The organism is Roseateles sp. P5_E8 (assembly GCF_054177665.1).
Genome location: NZ_JBGCUM010000018.1, coordinates 1 through 16,075, shown reverse-complemented (window position 1 = coordinate 16,075; position 16,075 = coordinate 1). Strand labels below are relative to the sequence as shown.

Genomic DNA, 16,075 nt, shown 5'->3' with positions numbered 1-16,075 from the left:
GGAGGGGTCAGTCGGCGCCCTTGCCCGCGACTGCATTGAGCAGGTCGCCGGGCGTGAGCTTGAGGTTGGTGACAGTGGCGTCCGTGTCGAAGACCAAGCCCAGCACGGCGAGGGCGTCGCGCTCGGTCTTGATCTCGGCGAAGACGGTCTCGGGGTCCATGCCGCGCTCGCGCAGGGCCTCGCTGAGGGACTTGAGCCCGGCGCGGATCTCTTCCTTGTCGGCCAGCGTGTCCTTCAGCGGGTCGACGACGGGCTTCTTCGGCGTGGTGATGCGGTCGGGGTTCTTACCGACCTTGATGCCGTTGAGCTGCGCGGCCTCCCGCCACCAGCGGCGGATGGGCTTGATGAACATGGGGACAAAGGCGAGCCACTGCTCGGCTTCGATCAGTTGGTTGAAGGTGACCAGCGCGGCGCGGTGAGACGTGTAGTTGGCACGGGAGGTGTCGCCGGTGAGCTGGTGGTAGGTGACCCCAGCCCCCACGGCGATGGCGTGTAGCTGCGTGGCGGTGTATTCCCCGTACCCCCCCGATGCCTGCGGCGAGCCAAAGGTGACGGTCTCGCCCTGGGTGAGGTATTTGATGAGACCGGGGCTGACCTTCTCGGTGACGCGTGGTGCCGAGGCCGGCGCGCCCTCTTCCTTCTTCAGGTCGCCGATGTGCATACGCGGCGAATCGGTCGTGACGAAGGCGGTGAAGCAGGCCTCGATCTTCTTGCGCACCAGCTCCGCTTCCTCGTAGCCATCGAGGTCGCGCATGCGCATCAGGCTGACGGCCAGGGCGGAGACGCCGCGCACCTGGCTGATGCGGTCCTTGCTGTAGACGTGGAGGATCTCGGTGGCGGGGACGAGCTTGCTTTGCAGTGAGCGGGCCGCCGAAGCAACCTCGCCGGGGTGGTCACTGAAGAGCCAGTAGCCGGTGCGAGCGCCGAGCTTGTTGAACTGGACGCCGGCGATGTTGACGAAGTCGCCGTCGATGCTTGTCTTTCCGTGGTCGAGGTGGTCGGGCTCGAGCAGTTGGATCTGCAGGGGCACCGTGAGGCCGTCGGTGGGCTTGCGCCAGCGCCGGCGCGCGAGGACCTCGCCGCTTTCCTTCCACGTCTTCGCGGCTAGCAGCTGGAGACCGGCGAAGTCGAGCTGGCCGTCGGCGTCGCACACGTCGATCCATTCGGTCCACAGGCGGCGCTCGGCCTTGTTCTCCGGGATGACGTTGATGCCGGTGCTGCCGACGATGCTTGTGGCCAGGGTGCGGACGGCGGCCTTGGCGTACTCGTTGTCGCGCACCAYCTGGCGGCAGCGGTTGCGCACGGTCGCCAGGCCGGGGATGACTTCAGCGTTGGCGCTACCGCTGCCAGCCTTCCAGCCGCTCTGCCGGCGGCCGGTCTCGGCGGCCTCGTACTTGCGCAGCACGTCGAGCTGCATGCGGGCCATGCCGCGTTCGACGGCCCAGGCCGGGGCCACAGCTTCAATCGAACGATCCAGCCAGTTGAGATGCATTGCCATGGTGGTCAGTCCGGGCAGTAAGCCGCGTAGGTGGTGCCGCCGCGCTCGACGCCGCCGGACTGGGGTGCGGCCATCAGGCCGTTGGCGATCAGCTCGCCCTCGATGACGGCCTTGGCCTGGAGCAGCTCGGCCATGGAGCGGTACTGCACTCGCTTGTCGGCGTACTGGACCGAGAGCTGGCCCATCGCGATGGCGGCACAGATGGCCTTGTGGTCGATGAGGGTGAAGGACATGGTCAGTTGAGCCAGTCGTCGGTGCCGTCGAGCCAGCCAGGGGCGGCAGGCTCGGGGGCGGGTTGCTGGTGCGGCGCTGGCACAGGGGACGGTGCCAGCGCTGGGGCCGCTATTGCCGGCTCATCGCCATCAGGACCGGGATCAGCTGGCGCGGCGGCCTGGCTGAAAAGGTCGTGATTGAGAGGCTCGAGGTGCTGCGCGTAGAGAGCCCAGTCGGTGGCGGTGAGCTTGTCGACGCGGACGTGGGGATGGCAGACGGCGGCGTGGCCGTAGACGAGCAGGTCGAGCGCTTCATTGCGGGCGCGGATCTTGTCCCACAGACCGGTCTGCTGGTTGTAGACCTCGGCGGTGACTTCACGGAAGAACTCTGGGCCGAGCTGCTGAGTGAGCCGCACAAGGCGCTGCTCGACGGTGGGGCTGCCCAACGGGTGGTCGGCCCAGTCGGCCAGGCGGAGGAAGAGCGCTTCCTTGGCCGTGTCAGTGCCGACCATCCAGATGGAGAGGCCGTACTTGGCGGCGATGCCGTGGCCGTTCTTCGCTTCCTTCTTGGACGGCTTGCCGAGGATGGGCTGCTTGCGCAGGCTGTGGCCCTTGACGCCGATGACGTTGTCGTTGCGGTTCTGCTGCAGGTACTTGTAGACGCGCTGCGTGTGGTCGCCGCCGGTGTCGATGGCGGTCATAACGATGCGCAGATGGAAGCCGGCGCAGTTCGGGAAGGTCTCGTGGCGGAGCTTGGTGAGCTTTGCCCAGGGCTCTTCGCTTTCCAGATCGCCGTAGATCTTGACGCGGTCGACAACATGGTTGCGCTCGTTCGGTCCCCAGGCGCGGACCATGAAGTCCAGGTGATCGGTCTGGACGTCGACCGAGCCGCCAAGGATGAAGTAACCCGGCAGCACCTGGCGCAGCGGAAAGTTCTCGGCGGCCTGTTCCATGTCCTTCTCGCTGAGCCGGTCAGCGTGGTCATCGAACGGCAGGCCGAGGATGAGGTTCCAGAAGGTCATCAGCTTGCTGCGGTCGCGGCAGGCTTCAAGCCATTCCTTGGCGATCTCGGACCAGCTGCGGCCAAGGCCGAAGGGGGTGTAGAGCGCGTTCCAGTGGTAGCTGAGGTGGTCGGTGATCCAAGGGCGCTCATGGACCCAGCGCGCGGTGCCGCCCATCGCGGCGTCAGCCAGCATGGCGGTCTTGTGGTGCTCCTCGATGGCCAGGCCGCAGCCGTCGGCCTGGCACATGTAGACGGCCGTCTCGGGCTTGTGGCGCTTCACGCCCTTGGCGTCGATTTCCTTTTCCCAGCGGAGGTGCTGGAAGAGCAGTTCCTGCAACTGGTGGCAGTGCGGGCACGGGACGTTGTAGTGGGCCCGGCTGCCGGCCTGGTAAAGGCGCCAGATCTCGGAGCCGCCGACGGCGTCTTCGTCGTCGAGTGGCAGCTTGATGGGCGTGCTGCTGTAGTACTTCTTCGAGCGAACGTAAGTGACCGAGCGCTGCTCAGCCTGCTTGCGGGCCGACCCCTGCCCCTGCACGTTGACTGGGAACTTGTCGATCTCGTCGAGAGCCAGGCGCTCGATGGGGGTTGACGCCAGCGCAGACGCCGAGCCGGCGCCGGCCAGCATGATGAAGCCGCCGGGGAAATACTTGTCGAGGACTTCGTTGGCCGTGAGGATGTTCTTCAGCACGTCGCTGAGGTCGAACATCGGGGCGATGCGCTTCTTGCTGTAGCGCTCGGCGGCCTTCTCGTCGGGCTGCACCACCAGCATGCTGGCGGGAGAGTGGTGCGCGGTGTAGCCGGCCCAGTTGTTGAGGATCTCGCTCTTGCCGTTCTGCGAGCACGCCATGGTCGTAACGCTGCTGGCGGGATGGTGGTCGCTGAGCGCGTCCATCGGCTCACGCAGCAGTGGGTTGCGCGAGGTGCGCCACTGGCCGGGCTCGGCGGAGTCGTCGGGCAACACGCGGTTGCCCTCGGTGTCGGCCCACTCGCTGACGGTAAGCGGCAGCGGCAGCGTCCAGGCCAGCGCGACCGCTGCCATGACTGCGAGGTAGCCGTCACGCATGGTCATGCGGGCACCTCGGCGGGCTGGGCCTCGTTGGCCGGCGCGGCGGCGTTGGCCTGGGCGATCTGCTCGGCGTTGGCCAGGCCACGGGCGGCGTCGACCATGCGCTTGCAGGCCCGCTCGCACTCGACGCGGATCAGCTCGAAGCAGGCGCGTGGGTTGCTCTGCGCGGCGACCAGCTGGGCCAGGCGGTCGGGCAGCTTCATGATCTCGGCTCGGGCGGCGACGTGGGCATCCATGACGGCGCGCAGCGTGGTCTCCGCATCGAGCACGGTGCCGAGCTGCTTGCCCAGCTCAATTTGCGCCATCTGGGCCTGGGCCTGCTCGCGCATGGTCCGGGCGTCGTGGTACGCGGTGTTGCGCGGCGCCTCGGCCGGGCCCGCCGCCGAGACGGCCGCGGGCTGGTCATCGAGCGTGAGTTGACCCGCGTCTGCCAGCGCGACGGGCGGTGCCGGCGGCGCTCCTGCGGCGGTGGCGGTGCCGGCGGATTCCGAGCCAGCCCGGTACGCGGCCCAGCGCTCGCGGACGCCGGCCTTGCTGGGGTCGCTGGTGACGCCGAGCAGCTCGAAGCTCTTCTCTACGTCGACCAGGCGGCCGTCGTCGACCAGCACCAAGCGGCTGTCCTTCACGAGCTGGCTGACGTAGGACTTGCCGCAGCCGTACAGCTCGGCGAAGTCCTTCTTGCTGACGGCCGTCACAACTGAACTCCCGCGCGTTGGGGCTGAACTGAACCGCTGAACTGCGCCGGTTCAGTAACTTCCAGAGGCCATAAGCGCAGAAAGCACGAGGCCCGAATTACCCGCAGGGGGCGGGGGGTGGGGGAGGACCCGCGCGAATCGATGTGGTGCATGAGGGCAGGCATGCTCATGGCCGGCGGGCGGTGGCGAGGGCCTGCTGCCAGGCCGAGGCGAAGTTGCCGGGCAAGCGCAGGTCGATGACGCGACGTGCGATCTCATCCACAGGCAGGCGCACCTTGTAGGTGGCGCTGCGCACGAACAGGAAGACCGGGGTGATGTTGCGGCCCAGCAGCTCACGCTGGTAGACACCGGCATGCAGGCCCGACCCTGGGCGTGCAACGAAGAAGCGGCCACCGGCGCGCTTCTGTGCACGGATGGACGCACGGGCATCGTGGCTCATGTTGCGCGAGTAGCCTGCGGTCATGGTGATCCGCAGCTGCGACAACACTTGCACGATCTGACCTCGGTCCACGTTGCCGTAGCGGTCTAGGCGAGCGCCTTGTGCAGGCACGGCCATCATGCCGGGCGGCAGCGCCTTGGTGGCCTGAAGCGCACGCTCAAGCGCCTTCATGCTGCGTTGGCCACCTGTGACCTGCGCATTGAGGAAGTGCCGGGCGTCTTCCCGAAAAATCACCAGCGCACGCAGGTTGCGCTTGTTGGCCGGGTACAGGCGAAAGCCCGCCCGCGTGTACGCCGTGGGGTTGTCGAAGACCTGAGGCAACTGCCGGTCAATCTCCGCCTTCACGTCCTGCCCCGTGCGTGTCAGCGTCAGCGCAGTTGCAAACGGCACCTGGTCTTCAGCCATGACCCCTGCCCAGCGCACGAGCTGGTCAAAGTTGTGCTGAATTGAGATGCCGGGAAACACGCGCGCTCCAATGCAAAAAGCCCGCTGGCGTGAGGCCTAGCGGGCTTGTTTCTGAATCTCATCCGTGCGGCAGCCGCCAATTGGCAGCTGTCACTCCGAAGAGGTAAGGGATAAGTTGTGAGATCGAATGGTACGAATGTCCATCGCAATGTCAACGCGTCGTTGCGATGGACAGCGGCTGCGCGCTCTGGTGCAAACAGCCATGCGCGTAATACGTCGCATCGTGGATCTGATGGTCATAGTCGTCACGCCGAATCGACAGTGAGCGACACGTCGCCGTCGGGTTGCAGCCCAGCGCGTAGTGAGCCACCAGCAGCTGCCGCCACACCGGAAGGAACGTCGTGCTGCAAATCACCTTCTCCATTGCCCAGGCTTGATCGACGTCCACGGGCGCCTGCGGCACCACCGGTGCATTCATGCCGAGGATCTCGCCCCGCGACCCGGACTGCGCCCCACGGAACATGAAGTGCGTGCGGCGCGAGACGCCAAACCGGGGGGCAGCCCAGCGGCCCCAATTCAACAGCGGCGCCTCAACCGCACCGTCAATTGCAAACAAGTCGATCCGCTGGCTCGCTTCTCTCAAAGTTCCCGTAATCCTTCCCATCTCTAACCTCTCTTTTGTTTCTCTCGTTTCACTACTTGTTTCAGCTCTAAGCCCCGTCGTTGCTTGGTTTCAGCCGTTTCAGCAATTCGGCACACGGGAGCCATTCACTGCGCCGACGAATGAGGGGAGGACCACGACACGCGCACACAGGCGGGTGAGGTGAAACAGCTGAAACGGCGAAACGACAGGGACTTAGCGCGCAACGGCTGGTGAAACCGCTGCAACGCCTCACGGCGCACCGTCCCCGTCGTCGTCAGCGCCGCGATTGCGACCGGAGAAGGCGTACATGTGCTTCCCGAAGTCCTTCACGACCTCAGCCGCCCAGTGGCCTTCCGTCTCCCACGTCAGGCCCCGCCCGACGCACTCTTCCTTCGGCCCACAGCCGCGAGGCAGCCAGATCCGCCAGCTCTTGCGCCGCAGGGGGTCGTCGGGGTGCGGGCCAGTGAAGTCCTTCAGCGTCAGCGGCGACGGCTTCTCTTTGCCCTCGGCATCCACCTCAACCTGCTTGGATGCAAACGCCTTCACCGTCGACGTGAACTTAGAGCGGTTGTCAGCGAAGCGCTCTCCCGAGCGGTCGCACCACAGCCGGTAAACGCGGTACAGCTGCTCAGTGCTGCACGCCACCATCGGCAGGTCCACATAGCCGCCCAACCACTCATGCACGAAGCGTTCAGACGCCCGGTAGCCCAGCTCGATCAGGTCCTGCTTGGCCCGCGTCAGCGGCGGCACGTCGCCTGGGTCAAAGTCTTGCAGTGGGATGTTCTGCAAGAAGTGCAGCCACTTGCGCGCCCCGTCGTCGGCCAGGAAGTCGCGCACCCGTTGATACAGGTCGCCGCGTTCCTTGTTCGGCGTGTAGACCACCAGGAAGCGCCGGTCGCCCTCTTCCAGGGCCAGCGGCATCACCTCGTTCGACAGGAAGATCAGGTTCGCGTGGTTGCTCTCCCAGCGCGTGTCCATGTGCATCGCACGGATGGGGATCTTCGTCGTCTGCGTGATGATCCACTTCAGCCGATTCTTGGCGTGGAACATCTCGCCGCTGCTGACCACCTCGTCGCCAATGATCAGCATCTTTCCCGAGAGCCAGGTGTTGTACTTGTCCTCGATCTCGGTCTGACCCACCATCACGCCGTAGTCGCCGAACAGGTCGCGCAGCACGTCGAAGAACAGGTTTTTGCCCGTCCCGTGCGGCCCGTGGAACACCAGCGCCGACTTCATCTTCACGCCAGGCTGCTGGACCAGCAGCCCGCACCAGCGCAGCACCCAGTCGGCAATGTCCTTCGCCTCCAGGCCTGGCGCTTCCGACGTGGCGCACAGCCACTGGAGCAATTCCAGCATCGGCCCCACGCTGCCTTCCAGCGGTGTCAGCGGCATGCCCGCATACAGGTTGATGTAGTCGGGCCCCAGCTCCACGCCGGGCTCAAACACGACGTGCTCTTCCTCCACCATGCGGCGGTCGTCGTGCGCCATCCACACGCGCACCGCATCGCTGCCGAAGGTGTGCCGCAGGTTGCCGATCTTCACCGGCTTGAGCCGGCTGACGCACCACGCGATGTCTGACCCGTACTGATAGGCGTAGTCGGTGAACAGCGCGTCCAGCTTCGCCGGGTCCACCGGCTTCTGTTTCTTGCCCTTCGCCTTCACCAGCGCGGCGCCGCCCCTACCCTCGGGCGGGGGAGAGTCGGCGTTTTCAGCAGCGCCCTCCCCTCCGTCGCCATCGCCGCCGGCGGGCGAGCCAGCAGCCTCAACAACGCGTCGCGCGCCCTCGCCCGGAGGTTCAGGCCTGCGGCCATCGCCGGCGGAGCCTGCGCCGTTCTGGCGCTTCGGCGGCGTCAGCGTCACACCCACTAGCGGTGCCAACCAGTGCAATGCATCCCGCGCCGTGCAGCCGCGCTCGCGCATCACCAGGTCGACGGCCGTCAGCTTCTCTTCGGTGCCGAAGTCGTTGATGCCGGTCGCCATGATGGCCAGGTCTTCCTGGAGGTCGCGCCCGAGGTCGCGACTGGTGACCCTGTAGCCATCGCCGCCGGCGGCGTTGCGGTAGGGCCGAGCCGCAGGCAGCAGCGTCGTCACCCAGGCGCCTAGGTGCTGCAACGCCGCATCGTTCACCGCGCGAAAGTCCGCCTTGCCGCTGGCTGGCCCAGACGACTGACCTGCCGGGGGAACGGGGCGCGGTGCCGGCGCCGACGGCGGGGCAGCAGCTGCGCGCACCGCATCCTTCTCGGCCTGCTGCTGCGCCTTGCTTTGCTCGACCCACTCGCGCATCGTCTGCAACGCCTCGGGATCAGCGGAGGCTACTTCTGGCACCGGGCCGCACGCCGCGCCGCTGCACGTGAAGAACTGCCGGCCGCAGTACACCTCCAAGCCGATGGGGTCATCCTTGAAGCCCTCGACCTCGCCCGCCAGGATGACGTGAATGCCCGTGCCCGACACGCTCACCTCGGTGAAGCTCGGGCACAGCGCCATCACGTCTTGGCACAGCTGCGACATCTCGCCGCTCTCCGGGTCGATAGCGCCGTCAATGTCAACACCGATCAGGCCATCACCGGGCAGGAAAGCGAAGCCGATGCCCGCATAGGCCGGCTTGCGCTTGAACGCCTCGAAGGCCACGTCAAACGACACCAGTGCTGCGCGGTCCAGTTCGTCACCCTGCGCGACGTTGGGGTGCTCCGGCGTTGGCAGCACCTTGCCGTTCGTGTAGATGATCCGGCCGCTCTCGTCACGCGGCTGCCCGTTGGGCCAGCCGCGCGGCTCACCGTTCACGTAGTACGGCAGCTTGCCCTGCTTGCTGCCGGGTACCCGTGGCGGCGTCAGCTTCCAGAGCAGCCAGTGAGGCCGCACCCGCATCGCCTCGGGCAATGAATCAACTCGCGATACCAGCGCCGACCGCAGCGCCGATGCAGACAGGACAACAACGCTCACCGGGCCAGCCCCTGCCGCCGCAGCGTTTGCACTCGGTCTTCATGGTCCTCGCGGCAGTCGTCGTCGCAATACACGGCCCGGGGCAGGCACTCGCCGCCGCAGTTCGTGCAAACGCCCGGCACGCTGGCCAGCGCGGCCTCGGCGGTGCGCTGATGGGCCAGCTTCGCCACATTGAGCAGCTGCTCGGCATGCAGCGCCGCCATGTCCTCGGCGCCCAAGCGCTCGGTCGCGTCGTGGTCCGTCAGCGGCGGTCTCTCCGGAAGCGTGCGTGCGTCTGGCCAGCTACCGAGGGCGCGACCCATCACGACGCCGCACCCGGGGCTTCAGCCACCCGGTGCTCGGCGTTCATCGCGGCGAGCTGGCGCATCAGCCGCTGAACCGCAGCCACCAGCGCGCCGGCCTGCCGGACCGCTGCGGCGTACTCGGGGTTGGTCACCTTGCCGTCCGCCGTGTCGCGGGCGACCTCTTCCATCAGCACGCCGACCGCGCAGCACACCTCGCCCATGTTCTGCATGCACGGCATGCCTGCATCCAGATCGTTGGGCATCGGCATCGGCGGGAAGTGCCCAAGCTCACCCGCCATCGCGTACAGCACGCGGTAGTCACCCGTCATCTGCATGATGCGCACCGCGTCCAGCACGCCAAGCTTCGCCTGCGACCGTTTGGGGTCCGACGAGAACGCGCCGCCAGGCGGCACCATGCGCACCTCAGCGCTCAGCGACGTGCCGAGCTTGCCAAGGCGCGGGCCGAGGGCTTCGGCACCACCTGGGTAGTCGTGGACGGTGGAGAAGCAGGCATCAGCGACGTTCATCGCAATTCCCTCGTGACGTTGTGATGGTTTGAAATGACCCCGGCCGCGAGACTGCGGGCATGGGAGAAAGACAACTCAATGGGCGAGCGCACTGCCTCGGATACGCTGCGGCTGACACCAACGATCAGTCCAGGGACGGCGGCAATGACTTCAAGCTCGAAGCGGCTGGACCGCGAACTCCAGCGGTCCCTGCTGAACCGTCTCGCCGACGCATACCCAGATCGCATCCTTGGGCCGCAGTTGCTGGACGAGAGCAGCGACGTCGAAGCGATAGTCCGCAACCTCGCGTATCTCCAGGAACATGGGTTGGCGTCGTTGGAAACGGTGAAGCCACTGTTCGGTGGGCTGGCGATCAACACGGCCACCATCACCGCTCGTGGCATGGACTTCCTCGAGGAAGACGGCGGTCTGAGCGCCATCCTCGGCACGGTCACGGTTCGCTTCGAAGCAGACACGCTGCGCGCGTTGATCGAGGCTCGTATCGACGCATCGGACGCCGACCCGTCGCTCAAGCAGAAACTGAAGGAAGGCTTGCAGGACCTCGGTGTCGAGGGCCTCAAAGATGCATCGAAATCGCTAATAGCGCTGGCCTGGCAAAACGCCCCGGCCGCACTGCAAGCGCTGCAAGCGCTGCTGCCGTAAGGCGGGCGCCCCGCCTCGGATACGCTTGCTGTCACCACAACCGCAAGCCCGAGGGGGGCACCCATGAACGAACCGAAGCGCCGAGGTCCGAAGACCATCACGCTGGGCGCGCTGCGCGCGCATATGGCTTTCATGAAAGACATGCCCGAGGACACGCCCATCTTTTTTGGCGGCGGGAACTTAAGCCTGTATCGGCTCAAGAACCGTGGAGGCGGCGAGGACCTCATCCAGTTCGAGTTCAACGAGCTGTACGAAGTCACGATGGATCCGGACGATCTCGACTAGTTCGCTCGGCCGCTTCACGCAGCAGCTCCGGCAGCACGCGCTGCAACAGTCGGCCGGCGCTCATCGGCGCGTATGACGAGTCGAAGCGTCCAGCGACGGTCGAGCTGACCGACATAAGTCCGTCATTGCCGACGGCGATGACGATGCGCACCCCGTCCGGGAAGAACGGTAGGCGCACCAAGTCGCTGCGGCTGACCCCTTGCACGTCGATGCGCACTTCGTCCCGGATCTCTGCCATAACGCTCTCGGCGTCAGTGCCACGCACTGACGGAACGACCATCGGCGGGTGCCATGGCTCACGCGGCATGGCGCACCTGCTGCGTCGGGCCCATCACGTCGATGCACGGGCGCCCCTCCGGGTGCGGCCACAGCGGGTCCGCCACACGCACCCAGCGCACATCGGTTCGCAGCCGCTCCACGGGCACGCGAGCCGAGGTCCCAAGCTCGATCTCCGGGCAACGCTCCTTCGGTATCCGGCCGTTCCAGCCGATGACGCTCGGAGGCTTGATGCCACACATCCGGGCCACTGAGGCCGGCCCGCCAAGTTCGTCGATCAACGTAGACATGCTGATCATCGTAAGGCATGCCTAGCGCTACAGCAAGCCATGCCTAGCGACAATTTCGATAGCCTCGCCTAATGCTGTTAGCCGCCCGCATCGCCGCTTTGATCGCCCGTCGCCCTGGGACGCGGCCTGCCGACATCTCGCGTATATCCGGGGTGTCCACCGCTAGCGTGTCGGACTGGATCCATGGCGTGACAAAGTCGATGAAGCCGGAGCCAGCCCGCAAGCTCAGCGCTGAGTTCGGCTGTGATCAGAATTGGCTGATGACGGGCATCGGCTCACCGAACTGGCGGGACAACCCCAAGCAAGCCGCGCCAGCCCCGCGCGCGGAGCCGGTGACGGTGCGGCAGGCGGTGCTTGTGATCCGCAACGCGCTGCTTTCCGGCGACGACACGAAGAACGAGAAGGTCGGCGACGCACTGAAGCGATTGGCACTTGGACCCGACAGTGACCGAACGTTTGAGCAAGTCGTGTCGCAGCTGAGTGCGCTCAAGTAGCCGGGCAGCTTCCGTCGCTTTAAAGTCCCGCAATGCTCGGCTATCAGGATCTCCTCGACATCGGCCTCTCGCCCGACGCGGAGACACTACAGGGACGCCTTGTTGCCGCGGTGAGGCACTTGGGCTTCGGGCTCTCAGGTGGCACGCTTATTCGGGGCCGCCTGTCATCAGGTGGACTTTGCGCGAGCTTCGGGAATCCGCCGGACGGCTTCTATGAGGTCTTCAAATCGCGGGATTTGGCCATCCGCGACCCGCTGCTGAACGCCATGCAGGGTCAACAGGGCTGCTTTGTCTACGACCAGGATTTCTATGTGCGGGCCGGCGCTGGCGAGTTGTGGGAGCTGCAATCGCCCTTCGGCTATCGGCATGGAATGGCCATCTCGATTCACGAATTTAGCCACGCCGAGATGTTCTGTTTCGGTGTCGACAGCCCTGACCCCATCACCACGAACAAGGGCGAACGCCTGAAGCTGCACGCCCATCTCGGGCTCATCGCCCAGCACGCTCAAGCCGCCGCGACGCGAATTCACACGCCAGCGCCGGTGGTCGACCTGAACGCGGTTAGTCGCGAGGACATCGAGGCGTTGCGCTGGGCGGCCGACGCTCAGTCGATCTCGCTACATCTCGGGAAGGTTGTCATCACCAATCGCGGCGCAACATCGCGCCGGATGTTGTCGAAGCTCGGTGCGACCTCTGCACCGATGGCGGTTCTGCGAGCCATCGAAGGCGGCTTGATCGACGGGTAGGAGCGCCACAACTGGTCAGATTGCCAGCTAGTAGATTTACGCGAGTAGGGCGACAGTGGGGACAGGTCGAAGTGACCTGTCAACAACACCACTGGAGTGAATATGTCCCTGATCGAACTGTTCTACGAAGTCCTCGGCATCCCATACGGCGGCAGCAAGTAATCAACCGGCGCCTTCAAGCCGCCTGACCTCCGAGGGCTCAAGCCAGCCCTCGCTCAAGGCCATCAGCGCAGCCGCAAGGGTCGTGTCGACGCCACAACGCAGCCTGGCCCGGTCGAAGTGACCCTCGACGGTGCGAGCACTGATGCCAAGCGCTTGCGCCGTCTCCTTCGTGCCGTAGCCGTTGACGAAGTAGCGCAGGCAGTTCAGTTCTCTGCTGCTTATCGGGCAAGGTTTGAGCGGAGTGGTGGCGAAACCAGCGAGCGCCAGCTGAGCGGCCAATGACGCGCACGACAACAACTGCATGCGCTCCGCGTCCGCAATGGCCGGCGCCCGCCTGGCAAACAGCACCAGGCAGCCAAAACGCTTATCGCGGGCAAGGGCAGCTGCACCATGGGAATAACCGTCGACCTTCACCTCGTGCTCAGTGCCTGCGCCGACAAACACCGATCGCAACGGAGCGTTGCACAGCATCACGACGAGGTGATCAAAAGCCAGATGCCTCGGCGGCCCGAGCATTTCTTCAACCCTTGGGCCGCCACTGTGGAAGACTTGCACCACCTCCCGCTGTCCAAGGCCCCGTAGCTTCAGCGCAATGAAGCGCTCGGCGCCGGCCTCGACGCAGATGGCCTGCATGGCATGCGAGAACTGCTCCAAAGAGGCGGCAGTCGTTAGCGCCTCGTAGTGGTCCGAAAACATCGACTACCCCGTTTACTCGCGAAAATCTTCCAGGTTGTTTGCGGGGCGTGGCCCGGTCAAACTCGCCGCTAGCGCTGCACCTTGATGGTACGAGCCGCAACCCCCTAGAGAAGCGAACAAGAGGCTGCCAAGCCCCATCGCTTCAAGGGGGTGCCACCTTCGCCCCGCCCTGGGCCGGTGTAGCGCCAGGAGAGGTTAAAAGTGTCAAAAGAAGACAGCGCGGCAGGGCGCGCAACAGCAACCCAAGCCACGCAACTCAAGGGCGCGGTGCTCGCAATGGCCACCTTCGCCGCCGAGGAATTCGAACGCATCTCGGCGCTCAGTCAGACCCTACAGGTGCTGATGAGAAGCCCACGGTTTTACAGCTCGCCGGCTCTCGCTGAAGCCCAGCTCACGTCCATCGCCGAACTAGCGGAGGCTGCGTGCGCCAGCGTCGACCAGATCGCCGAGGGCGTGGGCATCGCCAGAGACCGCACCGAATCGGAAGCCCGTAATGAGGCTCTGGTCGAGTTCAGGCGCAGCCTGGCCAGCTGATCGGGATCTCTTCTTCGCGTCGGTGTTTTTACGCATTCTGAATTTTAGCTAGGCACGCCTATTGACCCAAAAGCTAGGCGCGCCTAGTATTGCCTCCGTACCCAGCCCGGAGGCCACATGCGCCAGCAGACCAGTTCAACCGCCGCGGCGCGCCAGCGCCTTTTCCTGGGCATGGGCCTGATCGGCCTGCACCGGGCCTTCGTCTCGCTGCCAGACGCACTCACCTCGCGCGACCGCCCGCTGCGCGACCGCAAGGTGTTCTTCGAAGCGCCGCTGAACGCCGACCGCCACGCCTACCTTGAGCAGTTGCTGGCCAGCGCCTGGTGCACCGACACCACCGACTGGGCGGACCGGGGCTACATCTACAACTGCGAGAGCGCCTACGACATGGCGAGCGCAAGCTTTGCAGCCGGCGACGACGTGGGCGACCTGTGCCTCTTCGAGACGGGCGCAGGAGGCGACATGGGCGTAGGCCCGGAGCGCATTCACTACGCGCGCGCCGCCGACGTTGACCTCTTCGTGCCACCGCTCACGGCAGACCGCCTGCGCAGCACGCTCGAGATCATCGAGCGCATGTACGCGGCCGAAGCCTTCCGCGCCGAGGTCTGCCGTGCTTAAAGGGTCACTTCAACCAGGAGGGCATCACGGCGCCGCCACGGTCCCCGGGCTCGCCGCGTGGCTCCGAGCTGCCGTCCCGCACGCGCAGCGCGTCGATGACGCCGCGCCCGACCAGTGCGACGACCGCCATGAGCAACCAGATGGCGCACAGCACGCTGGCCACTGCGGTGTTGCCGAACAAGCCGTAGCCGGCGCCCATGGCGCATGCCACGAGGAAGATCAAGAACAGAGCGAATCGCATGCGCGCCTCCCAGCCGCTGACGTAGAGCTTCACGCTAGCACGGCCGCCTTTTGTGCGCGGTTGCGACAACCCCTGATTGGCGAGCTGGACGCCTTCGCGGGGTTCTACTCGTCTGCCGCTGATGGGTTGCCCTGTGTGCCGATGCCGGCCGAGGCCTGCACGAAGCTGGGCGCCAACCTGCCGCCCATTGGCCGTCCGCCGGCGGCCTACCTGCTGGCGCCCTTCTTTGACCGCTGGCCGCGCTTCGCCGTGCTCGCTTGCTTGATCGTGCTCGTGGCGCTGCTCGGCCTGGCCGGGGAGCCGCCGCCGGACGAGCACGACGACACATCCGCCAGCCAGGGCCTGCCGCTCGAGCTGCTGCTGGCTGAAGAGCCCGGCCCGCAAGCGTCAGCGCCTGCGCAACCGGCCGTGCTGCCATGACCACGCACGTCTCCGCCATCGACCCCATCGCCGGGCACGTCGACGGCTGCTCCTGCCCGCGCTGCGTGGACCTGGGCGCGTGCCCCGCGTGCGAACGCCTGAAGCTCGACATCGACTGGTGTTGGGCCTGCTGCCGCCTCGTCTTCCTGCCCATCCCGACCCAGCCCCAGGGCCGCCCTACTTCGCCAACTACACGGAGGCGCAGCAATGAAGCGCACCCTGGTGACCACCCTCATCGCGCTGTGCGGCGTTGCCGCGCTGGTTTTCACCGCATGTGTGGGGGTGTGCAAGTGAGCACCGCGTCCAGCCCCGTAGGGAACTGCGAAACGGCCCGCTCACACCATGATGTTCAGCGTCCTTTCCCAAGCGGAAAGGGGCTCAGCGTATTGGGGATAGCTCTGCCCAATGACCACAGCGTTGTAGGCCGGTTGCGCGAGCCCCGAAAACCCGCCTGGGCTGTCTCGCTCCAACTTCGCAATCGCCTTGTCCACTTCAGCCAAGGTCTTGCTCGGCGCATCCTCGAGAAGTTGGCTGTATGCCTTTCTCGCGAAAAGGTGCCGTTCCGCCTTGCGACCCGCACCCCACAGGCGACTTGCGATGCTCAGCGAGCCGAACACGCATGCCGCCACAACAAGAAATTCGGGCCGATTCTTCAGCGCCGCCGCGATGGCTGCGCTGCCACCAGCGAGCGTTGCCACGCCAATGGTGAAGTCGGTGCGCTCATAGAGGCGCTCATTCATCAAGTGGAACGTGCAACCGTATCTCGCTTCCATGATCGCCTCTTGCATCGTGCGCGGCGCCCCGGACGGCACGACGGCAGGAGAACTGGCACTGTGAGTCTCGATCACCTGAGCGGGCGTGTTCATTTCGGCAAAGGTCCCGGCGGAAAGCGCTTTGGAGGGGACTTCTGGTCTACAGGCCGTTCTTCGCGCGGGGGGGGATTCGACATAGCGACGCTC

At 65.7% G+C, this 16,075-nt stretch carries 21 protein-coding genes; 7 read left to right on the top strand and 14 right to left on the bottom strand.

Annotated features, from left to right (window positions below):
- Nucleotides 1-7: 7 nt before the first annotated feature.
- The 9 genes from ACXRVZ_RS12855 to ACXRVZ_RS12815 form a co-directional block, all read right to left on the bottom strand.
- Nucleotides 8-1,498 carry a phage portal protein gene (locus ACXRVZ_RS12855; RefSeq protein ID WP_458232445.1) on the bottom strand — a complete coding sequence of 497 codons (1,491 nt, stop codon included), beginning with the start codon at nucleotides 1,496-1,498 and terminating at the stop codon, nucleotides 8-10.
- Between the two features lie 5 nt (nucleotides 1,499-1,503).
- Nucleotides 1,504-1,731: a phage head-tail joining protein gene (locus ACXRVZ_RS12850; RefSeq protein WP_457425655.1), complete on the bottom strand. Its 228-nt coding sequence runs from the start codon at nucleotides 1,729-1,731 to the stop codon at nucleotides 1,504-1,506.
- Between the two features lie 2 nt (nucleotides 1,732-1,733).
- Complete coding sequence (locus tag ACXRVZ_RS12845; RefSeq protein WP_457425653.1) at nucleotides 1,734-3,782, bottom strand: phage terminase large subunit family protein; 2,049 nt, start codon at nucleotides 3,780-3,782, stop codon at nucleotides 1,734-1,736.
- A complete protein-coding gene (locus ACXRVZ_RS12840) occupies nucleotides 3,779-4,474 on the bottom strand; it encodes a hypothetical protein (RefSeq protein ID WP_457425651.1) in 696 nt (231 codons plus the stop codon). The genes ACXRVZ_RS12845 and ACXRVZ_RS12840 overlap by 4 nt, the downstream gene beginning before the upstream one ends.
- Nucleotides 4,475-4,640: 166 nt before the next feature.
- Entirely contained in the window at nucleotides 4,641-5,318 is a 678-nt protein-coding gene (locus ACXRVZ_RS12835; RefSeq protein ID WP_457425649.1) for a hypothetical protein, read from the bottom strand.
- 211 nt (nucleotides 5,319-5,529) lie between these two features.
- Entirely contained in the window at nucleotides 5,530-5,934 is a 405-nt protein-coding gene (locus tag ACXRVZ_RS12830; protein WP_458232444.1) for a hypothetical protein, read from the bottom strand.
- Nucleotides 5,935-6,210: 276 nt separating this feature from the next.
- On the bottom strand, nucleotides 6,211-8,838 hold the full coding sequence (locus ACXRVZ_RS12825; RefSeq protein ID WP_457425645.1) for a DUF5906 domain-containing protein: 2,628 nt from the start codon (nucleotides 8,836-8,838) through the stop codon (nucleotides 6,211-6,213).
- A 59-nt stretch (nucleotides 8,839-8,897) separates the two neighbouring features.
- The gene (locus ACXRVZ_RS12820; RefSeq protein ID WP_457425643.1) at nucleotides 8,898-9,203 is read right to left on the bottom strand and encodes a hypothetical protein; all 306 of its coding nucleotides are present in this window, start codon (nucleotides 9,201-9,203) and stop codon (nucleotides 8,898-8,900) included.
- A complete protein-coding gene (locus tag ACXRVZ_RS12815; RefSeq protein WP_457425641.1) occupies nucleotides 9,203-9,712 on the bottom strand; it encodes a phage regulatory CII family protein in 510 nt (169 codons plus the stop codon). The genes ACXRVZ_RS12820 and ACXRVZ_RS12815 overlap by 1 nt, the downstream gene beginning before the upstream one ends.
- Before the next feature lie 78 nt (nucleotides 9,713-9,790).
- Here ACXRVZ_RS12815 and ACXRVZ_RS12810 point away from each other — a divergent pair, with 78 nt between their 5' ends.
- Both ACXRVZ_RS12810 and ACXRVZ_RS12805 read left to right on the top strand, forming a co-directional pair.
- Nucleotides 9,791-10,354, top strand: a complete 564-nt coding sequence (locus ACXRVZ_RS12810) for a hypothetical protein (protein ID WP_457425639.1) — start codon at nucleotides 9,791-9,793, stop codon at nucleotides 10,352-10,354.
- Between the two features lie 63 nt (nucleotides 10,355-10,417).
- Nucleotides 10,418-10,639, top strand: a complete 222-nt coding sequence (locus ACXRVZ_RS12805; RefSeq protein ID WP_457425637.1) for a hypothetical protein — start codon at nucleotides 10,418-10,420, stop codon at nucleotides 10,637-10,639.
- Here the strand turns inward: ACXRVZ_RS12805 and ACXRVZ_RS12800 are convergent.
- Nucleotides 10,611-10,877 (bottom strand): hypothetical protein, encoded by a 267-nt coding sequence (locus tag ACXRVZ_RS12800; RefSeq protein ID WP_457425635.1) that lies wholly within the window; start codon nucleotides 10,875-10,877, stop codon nucleotides 10,611-10,613. The genes ACXRVZ_RS12805 and ACXRVZ_RS12800 overlap by 29 nt on opposite strands.
- 58 nt (nucleotides 10,878-10,935) lie before the next feature.
- Nucleotides 10,936-11,205, bottom strand: coding sequence for a YdaS family helix-turn-helix protein (locus tag ACXRVZ_RS12795; RefSeq protein WP_457425633.1), 270 nt, complete (start codon nucleotides 11,203-11,205; stop codon nucleotides 10,936-10,938).
- A gap of 71 nt (nucleotides 11,206-11,276) precedes the next feature.
- Here ACXRVZ_RS12795 and ACXRVZ_RS12790 point away from each other — a divergent pair, with 71 nt between their 5' ends.
- Both ACXRVZ_RS12790 and ACXRVZ_RS12785 read left to right on the top strand, forming a co-directional pair.
- Nucleotides 11,277-11,699: a hypothetical protein gene (locus ACXRVZ_RS12790; RefSeq protein ID WP_457425631.1), complete on the top strand. Its 423-nt coding sequence runs from the start codon at nucleotides 11,277-11,279 to the stop codon at nucleotides 11,697-11,699.
- 32 nt (nucleotides 11,700-11,731) lie between these two features.
- On the top strand, nucleotides 11,732-12,445 hold the full coding sequence (locus ACXRVZ_RS12785) for an autoinducer binding domain-containing protein (RefSeq protein WP_457425629.1): 714 nt from the start codon (nucleotides 11,732-11,734) through the stop codon (nucleotides 12,443-12,445).
- A gap of 162 nt (nucleotides 12,446-12,607) precedes the next feature.
- Here ACXRVZ_RS12785 and ACXRVZ_RS12780 read toward each other — a convergent pair whose 3' ends face one another.
- On the bottom strand, nucleotides 12,608-13,303 hold the full coding sequence (locus ACXRVZ_RS12780; RefSeq protein ID WP_457425627.1) for a response regulator transcription factor: 696 nt from the start codon (nucleotides 13,301-13,303) through the stop codon (nucleotides 12,608-12,610).
- Between the two features lie 201 nt (nucleotides 13,304-13,504).
- On the opposite strand from ACXRVZ_RS12780, the gene ACXRVZ_RS12775 reads away from it, so the two are divergent.
- Nucleotides 13,505-13,837, top strand: coding sequence for a hypothetical protein (locus ACXRVZ_RS12775; protein ID WP_457425625.1), 333 nt, complete (start codon nucleotides 13,505-13,507; stop codon nucleotides 13,835-13,837).
- 117 nt (nucleotides 13,838-13,954) lie between these two features.
- Nucleotides 13,955-14,455 (top strand): hypothetical protein, encoded by a 501-nt coding sequence (locus ACXRVZ_RS12770; protein ID WP_457425623.1) that lies wholly within the window; start codon nucleotides 13,955-13,957, stop codon nucleotides 14,453-14,455.
- Nucleotides 14,456-14,459: 4 nt separating this feature from the next.
- On the opposite strand, the gene ACXRVZ_RS12765 is transcribed toward ACXRVZ_RS12770, so the two are convergent.
- A complete protein-coding gene (locus ACXRVZ_RS12765; RefSeq protein WP_457425621.1) occupies nucleotides 14,460-14,696 on the bottom strand; it encodes a hypothetical protein in 237 nt (78 codons plus the stop codon).
- 60 nt (nucleotides 14,697-14,756) lie between these two features.
- On the opposite strand from ACXRVZ_RS12765, the gene ACXRVZ_RS12760 reads away from it, so the two are divergent.
- Complete coding sequence (locus ACXRVZ_RS12760; RefSeq protein WP_457425619.1) at nucleotides 14,757-15,116, top strand: hypothetical protein; 360 nt, start codon at nucleotides 14,757-14,759, stop codon at nucleotides 15,114-15,116.
- 335 nt (nucleotides 15,117-15,451) lie between these two features.
- Here the strand turns inward: ACXRVZ_RS12760 and ACXRVZ_RS12755 are convergent.
- The coding region (locus tag ACXRVZ_RS12755; RefSeq protein ID WP_458232443.1) for a hypothetical protein at nucleotides 15,452-16,075 on the bottom strand (624 nt) is incomplete at its 5' end.